Source organism: Microbacterium testaceum (genome assembly GCF_001476285.1).
Lineage (GTDB): Bacteria > Actinomycetota > Actinomycetes > Actinomycetales > Microbacteriaceae > Microbacterium > Microbacterium testaceum_B.
In genome coordinates, this window is sequence record NZ_LDRU01000007.1 from 1 (window position 1) to 13,415 (window position 13,415).

The 13,415-nt window shown below is 71.3% G+C and carries 13 protein-coding genes; 1 reads left to right on the forward strand and 12 read right to left on the reverse strand.

The annotated features are described in order from the left end of the window. The 12 genes from NS283_RS01835 to NS283_RS01890 form a co-directional block, all read right to left on the reverse strand. Positions 1-1,175: MFS transporter (locus tag NS283_RS01835; protein ID WP_058595182.1), on the reverse strand; the 1,175-nt coding region annotated here is incomplete at its 3' end. A gap of 40 nt (positions 1,176-1,215) precedes the next feature. Beyond that, positions 1,216-1,995, reverse strand: coding sequence for a creatininase family protein (locus NS283_RS01840; protein ID WP_058595183.1), 780 nt, complete (start codon positions 1,993-1,995; stop codon positions 1,216-1,218). Further along, on the reverse strand, positions 1,992-3,323 hold the full coding sequence (locus NS283_RS01845; protein ID WP_058595184.1) for an FAD-binding oxidoreductase: 1,332 nt from the start codon (positions 3,321-3,323) through the stop codon (positions 1,992-1,994). Before NS283_RS01845 ends, NS283_RS01840 begins: the two co-directional genes overlap by 4 nt. 93 nt (positions 3,324-3,416) lie before the next feature. Then, on the reverse strand, positions 3,417-4,595 hold the full coding sequence (locus NS283_RS01850; RefSeq protein WP_058595185.1) for a hypothetical protein: 1,179 nt from the start codon (positions 4,593-4,595) through the stop codon (positions 3,417-3,419). A 131-nt stretch (positions 4,596-4,726) separates the two neighbouring features. After that, positions 4,727-5,617, reverse strand: a complete 891-nt coding sequence (locus tag NS283_RS01855) for an ABC transporter permease (RefSeq protein ID WP_058595186.1) — start codon at positions 5,615-5,617, stop codon at positions 4,727-4,729. Beyond that, entirely contained in the window at positions 5,614-6,390 is a 777-nt protein-coding gene (locus NS283_RS01860) for an ABC transporter ATP-binding protein (RefSeq protein ID WP_206542529.1), read from the reverse strand. Before NS283_RS01860 ends, NS283_RS01855 begins: the two co-directional genes overlap by 4 nt. 25 nt (positions 6,391-6,415) lie before the next feature. Beyond that, the gene (locus NS283_RS01865; RefSeq protein WP_058595187.1) at positions 6,416-7,681 is read right to left on the reverse strand and encodes an amidohydrolase family protein; all 1,266 of its coding nucleotides are present in this window, start codon (positions 7,679-7,681) and stop codon (positions 6,416-6,418) included. Between the two features lie 200 nt (positions 7,682-7,881). After that, positions 7,882-8,412: a Fic/DOC family protein gene (locus tag NS283_RS01870; protein WP_241492168.1), complete on the reverse strand. Its 531-nt coding sequence runs from the start codon at positions 8,410-8,412 to the stop codon at positions 7,882-7,884. Between the two features lie 409 nt (positions 8,413-8,821). Beyond that, positions 8,822-9,769, reverse strand: coding sequence for a PDR/VanB family oxidoreductase (locus NS283_RS01875; RefSeq protein WP_058595189.1), 948 nt, complete (start codon positions 9,767-9,769; stop codon positions 8,822-8,824). After that, positions 9,766-10,395: a helix-turn-helix domain-containing protein gene (locus NS283_RS01880; RefSeq protein WP_058595190.1), complete on the reverse strand. Its 630-nt coding sequence runs from the start codon at positions 10,393-10,395 to the stop codon at positions 9,766-9,768. The genes NS283_RS01875 and NS283_RS01880 overlap by 4 nt, the downstream gene beginning before the upstream one ends. Continuing rightward, the gene (locus NS283_RS01885) at positions 10,392-11,690 is read right to left on the reverse strand and encodes an amidohydrolase family protein (protein WP_153003257.1); all 1,299 of its coding nucleotides are present in this window, start codon (positions 11,688-11,690) and stop codon (positions 10,392-10,394) included. The genes NS283_RS01880 and NS283_RS01885 overlap by 4 nt, the downstream gene beginning before the upstream one ends. Beyond that, positions 11,687-12,652 (reverse strand): XdhC family protein, encoded by a 966-nt coding sequence (locus tag NS283_RS01890; protein WP_058595191.1) that lies wholly within the window; start codon positions 12,650-12,652, stop codon positions 11,687-11,689. The genes NS283_RS01885 and NS283_RS01890 overlap by 4 nt, the downstream gene beginning before the upstream one ends. A gap of 51 nt (positions 12,653-12,703) precedes the next feature. Between NS283_RS01890 and NS283_RS01895 the strand changes: the two genes are divergently transcribed. Next, the gene (locus NS283_RS01895; protein ID WP_058595209.1) at positions 12,704-13,273 is read left to right on the forward strand and encodes a nucleotidyltransferase family protein; all 570 of its coding nucleotides are present in this window, start codon (positions 12,704-12,706) and stop codon (positions 13,271-13,273) included. The last annotated feature ends 142 nt before the right edge of the window (positions 13,274-13,415 follow it).

A 13,415-nucleotide genomic window follows, 5' to 3' on the forward strand; every position in this document is an offset into this window, starting at 1 on the left:
GCGGCGATCGCCGCCGCCAGAGCCACTGACACCGTGATGGTGATCAGAGCGGTCGCGGGGCCCGTGGCATCCAGGGCTGCTCCCGCGATCACGCCGCCGATCGGCACGCCGAGCGACATCGCGGCGGTCGGGTAGGCCAGCGTCTCGGTCACGCGCCCCTCGGGCGCCCGCGCGGACGCGACCAGGATGCCCGACACCATCACCGGCGACACCGCCAGGCCGAGCAGCAGGATCACGCCGAACAGCACGGGCGCCGAGCCCTGTGCCAGAGGGAGGCCTGCGGCGACGACCGCGGCCAGCGCCGCGAAGCCGATGAATCGCGCGGCGGGAGACAGCTTCCACGCGCGCGCTCCCGTGATGACCGAGCCGATGGCGATGGCCACCGCCAAGGCGCTGAACGCCGGACCCGCGAGCCACGGCCGTTCGCTCAGCTCGGCCCACCCGACGAGGCTGACGTCGAAGGCGCCGAACACTCCGCCGAGGGCGATGCACGCGATCGCCACGGGGATCACGCCGGCCGGGGGAAGGACGAGACCGCGCCGCGGCCCGCGCGGGGTCGCGACGGGCTGCGTCCCCCGCTGCGAGGCGAGCCACACGCCGCCGAGAACGCCGAGCCCCAGCGAGCCGAGCATCGCCACGGCGGGATCGATCGCCGCGGCGATCGCCGTGATCGCGGGCGGACCGGAGATGAACACCATCTGATCGGCGATCGTCTCGAGCGCCAGCGCGGCGGTCCGCTGCGACTCCGGCGCCAGGGCCGTCCACCGCGCCCGCACGGCCGAGGTCAGATCGGGAGTCGACGCCCCGGTCACGAACGCGGCGACGAGCCATGTCCAGAACGGCGCTCCCGTGAGCACGAGGGCGAGGAATCCGGATGCCGCGAGCACGAGGCATCCGAGGGACACCAGGATCACCCGCGCCTGGCCGTGCCGGTCCATGCGCGACGACCAGAGCGGTGCCGCGATAGCCATGCCGCCGACGAGGGGCGCGACGACGAGTCCCGCGGAGGCGAAGCTGCCGGTGACCGCCGACACCAGAAGGATGATGCCGAGCGACAGCGTCGCGCGGGGGAAACGGGCGAGGATGCCCGCCGCGACGAAGCTTCGCGCCCCGGGCAGGCGCAGCACCTGCCCGTAGGCGCGAACCCCCTGGCGCGTCTCGGCGGCGGCGCTCACGCGCGCGCCGCCGAGCCCACCGCGTCCGGCGTCACGGCGCTCACGCCGTGTAGTCGAATCGGCTGATCTCCTCGAGGGCTTCGACGACGAACGACACGCTGTCCTCGAACAGCTGCGCCCCGTGGGCGGCGTTCGCCCCCGTGGGGTCGCCGAGCACCCCCGTGGGACCGAAGTCGTTCGACAGCCAGCCGAAGGTCACCGGCTTGCCGTTGAAGCCGATGTGCCGGAAGTCGCCGATGTGCGCCGGCACCGTCGCTTCGAATTTCGACGCGTCGACGAGCTCGGGCCGCAGGTGCATGATCATGCTCGTCTCGCCATGGCCGGCGTGGATGCCGGTGCCGTGCTCGTCGGGGCCGCCGTCGGTGCCGTCGAACGAGGGCACGCGCGCGGCGGGCATGAAGAACGTGCGCAGGCCGAAGCGGCGGCGCAGCTCGCGGTTCGCGACGTTCAGCAGCGCGACGTTGCCGCCGTGCCCGTTGAGGAACACGAGGGTGCGGGCGCGCGTGGTCAGAAGCGACCGGCCGATGTCGACGATCGTCTGCATCATCGTCTCGGGCGTGAGCCACAGCGTCCCGGGAGCCCAGGAGTGCTCGTCCGACTTCGTGATCGACAGGGTCGGCAGCTGCCAGACGTCGAGGCCCTGGGCCGCGGCCCGCGCGACGGCGGCCGTCGCCGAGGCCTCGGCCACGATGGCATCCGTCGCCAGGGGGAGGTGCGGACCATGGTGCTCGATCGCGCCCGTGGGGAGCACGACGATGGAGGTCGAGGTAAGGGCTTCGGCGGCGGCGGGGCCGCTGAGCTCGGCGAGCAGACGGGTCATGAGATGATCGCTCCCTTGCGCGCACCGGTGTACTCGGGGTTGAGCTTGCCGGGGTTCAGCAGCCCGTTCGGGTCGGTCACCCGGGCCGTCTCGACGGTCTGCTCGACGTTGAAGTCGACGTTCCACTGGTGCGGGTTGTGCACGCCGACGCCGATCGCATTGAGCTCGGCGATGCCGCGGTACACGTCCTCTTCGCTGACGTAGGGGGCGGCCAGCATGCCGATCGGGAACGCCTTGGTCGACTCGATGTGCAGCTTGCCGCCGGCGAACACGCCCTCGACGGCTTCGATGTCCTCGGCGAGGGGAGCTCCCGCGACCTCGAGGTGGAAGACCTCGTGCGGCTGGCTCTTCTGGTACCACTCGATCGGGTGGTTGTAGCTGAGCATCGACAGGCGGATGCTCGCCTGCGGCCCCTCGCGCACCGCGTCGACGCGCCCGCCCGCGCCCTCGATGATCGCGGTCACGGTCTCGATCTGGGCGGCATCCAGGATCACCCGAAGGCTCGAGCGCCCCTCGGGGATGGCCTCGTCGGCGGGAAGGGATGCCGAGATCTCGGGCCCGTCGCCCGACACGAGGCGTGGCGAGGGGTCGAGGTTCCCGATGGTCTGCACCACCGAGAGCGTGCCGGCGAAGTCGGGGAAGCTCGCCCAGAGCCCGCGCCACTCGCGCAGCGGCTCGAGGCGGACGGTCGCGCGGACGATCACGCCCGCGGTGCCGTAGTTGTGCACGTACTTCTGGGCCTCGTCGCCCTCGACGTGGTGGATCTCGGCGCTGCCGTCGGCGTGCACGACGTCGAGGGCGGCGACGAAGCCGCGGTCGTTGGAACCGTAGGCGATCGAGCCGGTGCCGCCGGAGCCTCCCGAGAGGAAGCCGCCGATGGTGGACTGCGCGGTCGAGGGGTACATCCAGAGCGCCTGCCCGCTGGCCCACGCGGCCTGCTCGAGCAGCACCATGGGGGTGCCCGCCTCGGCGGTGATGAAGCCGTCGCCGACCTCGACGATGGCCTTGGCGCGCGTGGTGTCGATGACGAGGCCGCCCTGCATCGGAATGGCCTGACCGTAGTTGCCCGTGCCCTTGCCCCGCACGGTGATCGGGACCCCGTGACGGGATGCCGCGGCCACGGCCGTGGCGATCTGTTCGGCGTCGGCGGCGAAGACGACCAGGTCGGCCAACCCGAGCGGGAGCTGCGCGGCGATGATCGGCGACATCGGCGATCCGTCGACGCTGGCGCGCTCGCGGACGCGCGGTTCGGTGCTGACGGCGGCGGGGCCGAGCAGGTCGAGGAGCTCGTCCTCGAGGGAGAGGACGCGGGTGGCGGTGTCGCTCATGGGTGTTTCTCCGGGTGGAACGGGTGGTCGGTGCGGGTGCGGGTCCGGGAAGATCAGCGGCCCGGCCCGCACGAGGCGGGCCGGGCCGGTAGGTCAGAACGAGATCGAGGTGTCGATGAACTCGTTCGTGTAGAGGTCCTTCGCGGTCTCACCGGCGGCCGGCGGGGTGCCGAGGTCGGTGTAGACCTTCGCGGCCTTCGTGTAGAAGTCCGCGAAGCGGGTGTCGTCGAAGTTGCCGTAGGTCGAGTCGGGGCCGTTGCCGACCAGGCCGAGGTCGACCTGCGTCTTCACCGAGTAGTCGGCCACGCCCTGCGTGTAGGTCCAACCGGTGGCGTACTCGTCGACGAGCTTGAGGATGAGGTCGTTCGCGGCCTTCGGGTCCTTGTAGTACGCGACGCCCGCCTTCTGGAGAACGGGGACGAGCTTCGACAGGCACGGCGACAGCTTGTCGAAGTCGTCCTTCTTGACCGACATCGACGACTGGTAGGTCTGCCATCCGGCGTCGTGGATCAGGGCGAACTTCACCGGCTTGCCCCAGGCCGAGACCTCGTTCTGGTAGACGTACGGCTCAGCCGAGGCGAAGCCCTGCTGCATGTCCTTGCCGCCGGCGGCGACGAAGTTCGACGGGGTGCCGTCGTACGAGCCGTCGAGGATCGAGGCGTTGGCCAGGCCCGCGCTCTTGAGGTACTCGATGTAGGCCGAGCCGTCGAAGTAGCGCCAGACGCCGCCGTTCTTCTCGAGCGCCGGAGCGACGTCCTGGATGGTCTTGACGTCGGGGTAGGTCGCGGGGTCCCACATGACCATGGTCGGGCTGATGTCCAGCGGCGCCATGACGGCCTTGGTGGGGGTGGTCGCCGAGAGCTGGATGGCCTCGTCCGTGCTGACGTAACCGAGGGTGATCTTGTCGTCCTGGTACATCTGCGCCGACACGGTTTGGAAGCCGATGGCGGGGCCACCGGCGCGGATCTCGAGGTTGACGCCGGTGTACTCGCCGTCGGACATGAGGGGGCCCGTGACCGACTTGGTGTTCGCGTCGATCGTGTACTTGTCCTTGATCATCTCGTAGAGGTGACCGTGCTCGGCCTCGGGGTTCCAGTCGGTCTGGACCACGATCGTCGAGGGGCAGTCGGCCGAGAGGTCGACCGAGCCGATGGGCATGTCGGTCGCCGGCGCCGCCTGCTCCGCGGCGCTCCCGGCGCACGAGGTGAGCGTGAGGGCGATCGCGAAGGCACCGGTGGCGGCGGTGGCGCGAAGAAGGGTGGAGCGCTGCATGCTGGGTCGCTTTCTGTGACGGATGGAACTCGGGTGCGGAAGGTGAAGCAGGTGCGGGGTGTTTCCGGGTACGCCGGATGCCGCCTCCCCGCCTGTGACGCGGGGGGAGGCCGTGGCATCCGGGGTCTGGGTCAGCGCGTGCTGTCGTACCAGCGGCCGACGGCGACCTTCGACAACCAGCCGAAGAACGCGAAGATCGCCACGCCGAGGAGGCACGCCGCGAGGATCGCGGCGAACAGTTCGGCGCTCTGCAGGCGCGACTGGTAGTTCGAGATGAGCGAGCCGATGCCCGGCTCACCGCGGCGGAAGAAGTAGTCGCCGACGATCGCGCCGATGACCGAGAGGCCGGCGGAGGTGCGCATGCCCACGAAGATCGAGGGGAGGGCGGCGGGGAGCGTGAGCTTGGTGAGCACCGTCCACTTGTCGGCCTTCTGCAGGCGGAAGAGCTCGCGCTGCGACTTGTCGACCGACTGCAGACCGAACAGCGTGTTCGACACCATCGGGAACAGCGCGATGAGCACGCAGACGATCACGCGGGCGAGGAACTCGTAGCCGAACCAGAAGCCCACGAGCGGCACCAGCGCGAGGATCGGGATGCACTGGAGCATCACGGCGTACGCGTAGGTGGACCGCTCGACCCAGCGCGCCAGCGACATCGCGATGGCCCAGCCGATGCCGATGATCATGGCGATCGCGAGACCCGTGAGGGCGACGCCGGTGGTGCGGAACAGCGAGATCCAGATGTCGGCGCCGACCTGCGGGTCGAAGAAGCCCTGCGTGAACATCTCGTGGGGCATGGGCATGAGGAAGCCCTTGCCCGACGCCGCGAGGGCGATCGAGACGCCGTACCAGGCGCCGAGCAGGACGACCAGCACGCCGAGCGGCGGCAGGATCGACGCGGCGCGGGCGCCGAAGCCGCGACGACGCGCGGGCGTGCTCTTCTTCGGCGGAGTGGGCGGAGGAGTGGATGCCGTGGGCTCGGGCGACAGGGCGGCGACCGGCTCTGCAGAGGTGGTGCTCATGAGTGTCCTTCCCGAAGGGCGTGGGAGACCTCGCCGACGAGCTTCGCGTACTCGGCCGTGTAGCGGATCTCGGGGTCGCGGGGCATGTCGAAGGGGATCTCGAAGGTGTCGACGAGGTGGCCGGGGCGACCCGACATCACGACGACTTTGGTGGAGAGGTAGATGGCCTCGGAGACCGAGTGGGTGATGAAGAGGCCGCCGAACTTCTGCTCGACGAAGATCTTCAGCAGCTCGTCGTTCAGGCGTTCGCGGGTGATCTCGTCGAGCGCGCCGAACGGCTCGTCGAAGAGGAAGAGCTCGGGGTCGAGGGTGAGCGAGCGGGCGAGCGAGGCGCGCATCTTCATGCCGCCCGACATCTGCTTGGGCAGGTGCTTCTCGAAGCCCTTGAGTCCGACGAGGTCGATCGCCCACTGGGCTTTCGGCGTGCGGACGCGCTTGGGCTGCCAGTTCAGCTCGGCCAGCAGCTCGACGTTCGACTGCACGTCGCGCCAGGGCAGGAGCGTCGCGTCCTGGAAGACGTAGCCGATGCGGTCGGTGTTGACGGTCGCCGTGCCCTCGCTCGCGGTCTCGAGACCGGAGGCGATGCGCAGGAGCGTCGACTTGCCGCAGCCCGAGGGGCCGACGACGCTGACGAACTCGCCGCGACCGACCGTGAGGTCGACGCCGGAGAGGGCGGTGGTGCCGTTGGGGAACGTCATGGCGACGTTGCGGAAGTCCAGCAGGGGCGCGGTCGGATCCGCGATGTCTGCGGGAGCGGGAGAGGCCAAGGTCACGGGGGCGCTCACTTTCCGGTCGGGTTCAGGGAGTCGTCGCGGGTGCGGCGGCGCGGGAGGGTTCGGTGGGCAGGGGAGTGGCGGTTCGGGTCGAGACGGTGGTGCGGCTGACGAGCCGGCCGCGGTGGACGACGACGCGGTCGGCCGAGGCGAACGCCACGGCCTCGCCGATCGAGTCGGCGCGGACGGCGACGAGGTCGGCACGGGCTCCCGGCACGGGTCCCGCCGCGGGCAGGCCCATCACGTCGCGCGCGCCGACGGTCACGGCATCCATCGCCTCGGCCGGAGCGAGATGACCCGCCGACACGAGCAGGGAAGCCGTCTCGAGGTGGTCGCAGCGGCCGACGGGGTTGAAGGGGTCGCGCACGTTGTCGGCTCCCGCGGCGACGCGGACGCCGGCGGCTTTGAGGCGGCCGATCGGCGCGATGCCGCGGGGCACCGCGTGATCGGCATCCCATCCCTGCAGGTACAGGTTGGTGATGGGCAGGGCGATCACGCCGATGTCGGCGACGCGGATCTCTTCGGCGAGCTCCGCGAGATCGGTCGCGGGCATCATGCTCAGGCGCACGCAGTGGCCGGCACTGCGGGGGCGATGCCAGCCGGTCACCGCGCGGGCGTACGTCGCGAGGGTGTCGGCACCGGCGAGGCTCTCGTCCGTGTGCAGGTCGAGACCGACGTCGCGGCGACGGGCGAGCGCGATGAGGCGCTCGAGGTCGGCGATCGGGTCGTCGGCGAGGTGGGGTGCGCCGCCCACGAGGTCGACGCCCGCGTCGAGCGCGGCCTCGAAGACGTCGTCGGTGATCGTGGGTCCGCCGAGGGCGACGAGCTCGATGTCCATGAGGCCCGCGAGTTCGTCGCGCAGACGGACCATCGCGCGCACGCCCGTGAGGGGGTCGTCGCCGCGGAGGAGGTCGACGTGGGTGCGCACGGAAGTGATGCCGGATGCCAGCATCCGCAGCGCCGTGGCACGCGCCCGCCCGAGGGTCTCGTCCTCGTCGAGCGTGACGGCGAAGGCGTGCCAGCTCTCGATCGCGCGTTCGAGGTCGCCGAAGGGGGGCTGGATGGCATCCCACGACAGCGCCTTGTCGAGGTGCGCGTGCGGCTCGGCGCCGGCGGCGGTGACGAGGTAGCCGCTGAGGTCGAGGGTCTCGCCGTCGGTCTCGGGGAGCGGGCTCCCCGCCGGGACGACCGCGAGCACCTCGTCACCGTCGAGCGCGATGTCGACGAGCGCGCCGGAGGGCAGGCGCGCACCGCGGAGCGCGGCGATCGAGACGGGTGGAGCGGCAGACACGGGGGCCTCCGAGGAGTCGGGTAGACGGTCGTCGAGACGGGAGCCACGGCATCGGGGCGGGTCGCCTGAGGCGGCCGGCCAGTGTTGGTGTGACCAACATCCGGCGATGTTCCGATGCTAGGAACCACGCGTTTCCGCTGTATTTCCTCGGCGTGACCCTCGTGACAAACCTTTCGGGGCTTGTCCCGCGGGCGGGCAGTTCAGCTCGGGATCGCGATGATCACTTTCCCGAGGACCGCGGCCAGTCGTGCGTTGCTCCCGGTTCGCTGCGATTCGTATCGTGCCTCGACGAACTCCTTGCGAAGCGGTGATGCGGGTGCGAACGCTGCGGTATCGATCCGGTAGCCGGCATTCTCGGCAAGCTGCGAGAAGAACACGAACTGCGTGCGGGTGTTGCCCTCGCGAAAGCTATGCACGACGTTGAGCTCGCCCCACACCTCGGCGAGCTCCCGGACGAACGCCTCGTGGTCGAGTCCCCGGAGGTAGTCCTTCGCGGCGAGCCCGGCATACTGCTGCTCCGCCGCCTCTGTCAGAGCGGGGCCAGCGGCGTAGTAGCGGTGCCCGTCCTTCTCCATGTGCGTGTCGGGCCCGACACGTTCCTGTCCGGCCCACTCGTAGACGTCTTGGAAGACGTGCTTATGGATTGCCTTCATGTGCTCGTAGTCGAAGCGGCCCGCAATCGGGTTCTCGCGTAGCTCGCCCAGGCGAACGGCGGTGATCGCCTCTTCCATCGCGGTGAGTTTGCTCTGATCCGACTCCCCGAGCTTGTTCCTCAAAACGGAAGTACCTGGAATGAAGTAGTCATTCCAGGTACGAAACGGGGTGCCGCGGGGCGTCATCCTTGAACATGGCGGCGTATCGCCGCAATGGCCTGATCGCCGCTGATCTCATGGCGGGCCGCCTGAGCAACGAGAGACCGAAGGGCGGGATCGACGACTTCGTGACCCGCCGCGGCGAGGGCTGCGTCTGCAAAGGACACGCGGTCTGCCGCGCTGATCGTTCCCTGCTTCGCGGACGTGAGTACGCGTACCATGCACGCCCCCTCTCGACGTTCGTCCAGTCTACCATTCAGCCGTTCAGCACCCTCTGCCCCTCCGGTCCGCAGGAGCGCGAAGTTGCCGTGAGGGCGACCCGCCCGCGTCAGAGCTCGAGCGTGATCCGCTCGCACGCCGCCCGCGACACGCACACCATGATCGAGCGGTTGGCATCCTGTTCCTCCGGCGACAGGACGGAGTCGCGGTGCTCGACCTCGCCGTCGACCACCGCGACCTCGCACGTCCCGCAGGTGCCGACGCGGCAGCTCGACGGCACGACGGCTCCGGCCTCCTCGACGACGTCGAGGATCGAGCGCTCCGGCGGGACCGTCACCGTGATCCCCGACATCATGAGGTCGACCTCGAACGGCTCACTCCACACCGGCGGGCCGAGCACCTTCGCCTCGAAACGCTCGAGGTGCAGGCTGCCGCGCGGCCAGCCGGCCATCGCGTCCTCCAGGGCCTCCAACAAGCGCGCCGGTCCGCACGAGTACACGACGGTCCGCGCCGTCGGCGTCCCGAAGCGCTCGGTGAGGTCGAGGCGGCGCCCCTCGTCGGCCGCGTACACCTCGACGCGCTCGCCGTAGCGCTCGACCAGCTCGTCGACGAAGGCCATCGTGCGCCGCGATCGGCCCGCGTAGAGGAGCGTCCAGCTCGCGCCCGCGGCCTCGGCAGCCTCGATCATCGGCACGATCGGCGTGATGCCGATCCCGCCCGCGACGAACACGTACGAGCGGCCGGCGGTCGGGGCGAAGAGGAAGTGGTTGGCGGGTCCGCGCACCCGCAGGGCGGCGCCGACCTGAGCATTCTCGTGCAGCCACACCGAGCCCTCCCGCTCGCGCAGCACGCCGATGCGCCATGTGCCGCGCTCGCTCGGCGACCCGCACAGCGAGTACTGGCGCTCGATGCCGCCGGGCAGCACGACGTCGATGTGCGCGCCCGGCGACCAGTGCGGAAGCGTTCCGGTCGCGCGCTCGAGATCGAGGACGATCACGCCGTCGGCGGCCTCCCGTCGCTCTCGGACGACGGCCTCGAAGGTCACTCCACCGCTCATGTGTCTCCCTGGCTCCCGTCATCCACCGATCCGTGCACGAGTTCCTTGACGATCAGCAGCCGGTACGGAGAGCCGTCGGGGGAGTGCCAGCGGTGCGGTGTGCCCGAACGGCAGTAGACCGAGTCCCCCACCGTCAGTCGGCGTTCGCCGAACGGCCCGAACGAGATCACGATCGTGCCCTCGAGCACGGTGAGGAACTCGTCCTCCTCGTGGATGTAGTGGTCACCCGGCGCGGCGTTCGAGCCCGAGAACTCCAGCGGCTCGAACCGGCGCGGTCCGTCCGCGAGCAGTCGCGCCGTGCCCTCGGCGTACGGCCCGATCGCTCCCTCGTCGGCGAGCACGAACGACGGCTCCGCGTCGGCGTCGGTGCGGCGCGGCTCGGACGCGGCGATCAGTTCGACGCGGCTCGTTCCCAGTGCGCGCGCGAGGCGTTCGAGGCTCGCCATGCTCGGACGCGCCAGCCCCCGCTCGAGCTGGCTGAGGAAGGGGTGCGACAGCGCGGCGGCCTCGGCCAGCTGCGTGAGGGTGAGCCCGCGCGCCTTGCGCAGCCCCCGTACCCGGGCCCCGAGCATCTCGTCACCCGTGGGGGAATCGTCGACCGATGTCGCAGGAGCCATGGTCGTCATCGTCCCACCCTCTCGAACAGTCGCGCGACGACCTCGTCCTCGTCGGCGGTCAGCAGGCGCCACTCGTCGACGACGAGGCGTCCGCCGACGACGACCGTGCGCGGCCGCCGTCCCGGCGATGCCCACAGGAGCCCGGCCACGGGGTCGGCGACGCCGGCATCCGCGACTCCCGAGACGTCCCAGAGGCAGAGGTCGGCGGCGGCCCCGGGCGTCAGGCGGCCCAGCTCGGGCCGCCCCAGCCCGTCCGCCGAGCCGCTCGTCGCGAGCGAGAGGACGTCGGATGCCGGCAGCTGCGGCCCCACGAGAGCCGACACCTGCATCGCCAGGCGTGCGTCCGCGAGCAGGTGTCCCGCGTCGTTGCTGCCGCCGCCGCTGGTCCCGAGACCCACGGCGATGCCGGCGTCGAGCAGCCGACGCACGGGGGCGATGCCCCAGCCCATCGGCACATCGCAGCCGGGTGCGTGGGTGGCGGAGGCCCCGGATGCCGAGACCCGGGCGATCTCGTCATCGGTGACGTCGCACAGGTGGGCGAGGGTGACGTCGGGGGCGAGCCAGCCCCACCGCTCGAGGAGGTCGAGCGGACGCGCGCCGTAGCGATCCAGCGCGATCTCGACGTCGACGACCTCGTTGGCCTGCGTGCGTCGGCGCAGCCCGTGCTCGCGGGAGACCTCGCCGAGCAGCTCGAACGTCTCTCGCGGGTCGCTGTGCACCCCGGCGGGTCCCACGGCGACCTGCAGCATCCCGTCGGCGGAAACCCCGCCCGGGGCACCCGGGACCAGCGCCCGCACGATCGCGTCGGCCGAGGCCGCGGCCTCTTGGGGATCGTCGCGCGCGGCTCCCCGCACGAACACGAGGCGTGCTCCGAGACCGGCGGCGGCTTCCGCCGCGGCCCGCGCCATGCCGACGGTGTCGGCGCCGCTCGGCCAGGTGAGGTGGTGGTCGGCGACGGTCGTGACGCCGCTCAGCAGCGCTTCGGCGAGACCGGCGCGTGCCGCGAGTCCGGTCAGTTCGGGGTCGACTCCCGCGGCGGTGTAGGCCGCCGCCATCGCCGGCAGCCACTCGCGCATCGGGATGCCGCGGGTGCCGGGAAGCGTTCGGAACGCCGTCTGCAGCAGGTGGTGGTGAGCGTTCACGAGACCCGCCGTGACCACGCACCCCGTGGCATCCACGACCGTCGCGCCCGCCGGGGCGGGGCCGTCGACGATCACTCCGTCGACGCTGACGACATCTCCCGTGTGCACTCCGCCCGCGCCGTCGACCACCGCGACCGCGCCGCGCACGACCAGAGCGTTCACGCGCTCCTCACCGCGCAGGACTCCGCCGCCGCGTCTCGCCGTCGCACGGACCCCTGCCCCTCGCGGAGGGGCCGCGCGCTGGCGGAGTTCCGGGATGCCACGATCTCGGCGATCACCGACAGTGCCGTCTCTTCCGGCGTGGCGCCGCCGAGGTCGAGGCCGAGCGGGGAGTGAAGGCGTGTGAGCTCGGCATCCGTGACCCCGGCGGAGCGGAGGAGCATCGCGCGACGCGCGACCGTGGCCCGTGCGCCCATCGCGCCGACGAAGCCCACCGGCATTCGCAGGGCGGCGCGCAGCGCGGGCACGTCGAGCCGCTCGTCGTGCGTGAGCACGCACACGGCGGTGCGCGCATCGGGGGAGTCGAGGGTCTCGAGGTAGTCGTGGGGGGCCGCGACGACGAGTTCGGCGGCATCCGGGAATCGTTCGCGCGTGATGAGGAGGGCCCAGTCGTCGCAGACGGTGACGGCGAAGCCCGCGGCGGCACCGAGGCGGCAGAGGGCGGCGGCGTGCTCGCCTGCGCCCAGCACGATCAACCGCGGGAGGGCGGGTCGGTGCAGTTCGAGCGGCTCGCCGTCGAGGTCGAGGCGGAGCGTCGCCTCCCGGCCGGCGCGGGCGTCCCCCAAGGCCGCCCGCACCGCGGTGTCATCGATCGGGTACGCCACCACGTCCACCGCGCCGCCGCACGCGAGTCCCGCGGCGATGGGGGTGACGACGCCGTCGTCCGAGAACCCGAAGCGTGCGCGTCGCACTTCTCCCGTGCGCAGCGCGTCGAGGCCGAGCATCACGGCGTCGTTCTCGACGCAGCCGCCCGAGATCGACCCGATCACCCGCGCGTCGCGCGTGACCGCGAGCGTTGCACCCACGCCGCGCGGCGCGCTGCGTACGACCGCGGTGACCGTGACCGCGGCGACGGGCACGTCCGCGTCGAGCAACGGCAGCAGGTCGGCGGCCAGATCGAGCATGGACGCGACGGTAGTCGGGGCGTGTTTCGCGCACGCTACGCTGTCGTGACCATGCCCGCCGCCGCCCTCGAACCGCCGTGCGGAGTCGTCCTCGCGGCCGGTGCCGGGCGCCGTTTCGGAGGCCCCAAGGCACTCGCCCGCACCCCGGCGGGCACCCCCTGGATCGCCCTCGCGGTCCGCGCGCTGCGCGCGGGCGGGTGCGGCGAGATCCTCGTTGCGCTCGGGGCGTCGCTCGAAGAAGCCGCTCCGCTCGTCCCTTCCGACGCCACGGTGGTGCCCGTTCCCGACTGGGCGTCGGGCGTCTCGGCGTCCCTTCGCGCGAGCCTCGCGCACGCGGCATCCGGGACCTCTCCGGCCGCGATCGTCCTGCCAGTCGACACCCCGGATGCCGCCCCCGCGGCGATCGCACGCCTCGTCCGTCGGGCACAGCCCGACGCGCTCGCGCAGGCGGTCTACGACGGGTCGCCCGGACACCCCGTGCTGATCGGACGCGCGCACTGGGGCGCGGTGAGCGCCGCGGTGCGCGGGGACATCGGGGCCCGGCCGTACCTGATCGCGCAGAACGCCGAGCTCGTGGAGTGCGGTGATCTGTGGTCCGGGAGGGACCGCGACGAGCGTTGATCACGGTCTGATCACGGCCGGGATGAATTTTGACGTGGCTATAGACAAAACCCCCTCGGCTGGATAATTTTTCGGAGCCGTCATAATTGCGACGGCGACCAGAGAGCCGGGACGAAGGCGTACCCGATCTGTGCCGGGGAGG

Bases quoted from the DNA above. Each gene is read 5' to 3' on its own strand.
- NS283_RS01855 (WP_058595186.1), bottom strand. From the start codon at position 5,617: ATGAGCACCACCTCTGCAGAGCCGGTCGCCGCCCTGTCGCCCGAGCCC.
- NS283_RS01890 (WP_058595191.1), bottom strand. From the start codon at position 12,652: ATGCTCGATCTGGCCGCCGACCTGCTGCCGTTGCTCGACGCGGACGTG.
- NS283_RS01895 (WP_058595209.1), top strand. From the start codon at position 12,704: ATGCCCGCCGCCGCCCTCGAACCGCCGTGCGGAGTCGTCCTCGCGGCC.
- NS283_RS01880 (WP_058595190.1), bottom strand. From the start codon at position 10,395: ATGACGACCATGGCTCCTGCGACATCGGTCGACGATTCCCCCACGGGT.
- NS283_RS01845 (WP_058595184.1), bottom strand. From the start codon at position 3,323: ATGAGCGACACCGCCACCCGCGTCCTCTCCCTCGAGGACGAGCTCCTC.
- NS283_RS01875 (WP_058595189.1), bottom strand. From the start codon at position 9,769: ATGAGCGGTGGAGTGACCTTCGAGGCCGTCGTCCGAGAGCGACGGGAG.
- NS283_RS01870 (WP_241492168.1), bottom strand. From the start codon at position 8,412: ATGGAAGAGGCGATCACCGCCGTTCGCCTGGGCGAGCTACGCGAGAAC.
- NS283_RS01840 (WP_058595183.1), bottom strand. From the start codon at position 1,995: ATGACCCGTCTGCTCGCCGAGCTCAGCGGCCCCGCCGCCGCCGAAGCC.
- NS283_RS01850 (WP_058595185.1), bottom strand. From the start codon at position 4,595: ATGCAGCGCTCCACCCTTCTTCGCGCCACCGCCGCCACCGGTGCCTTC.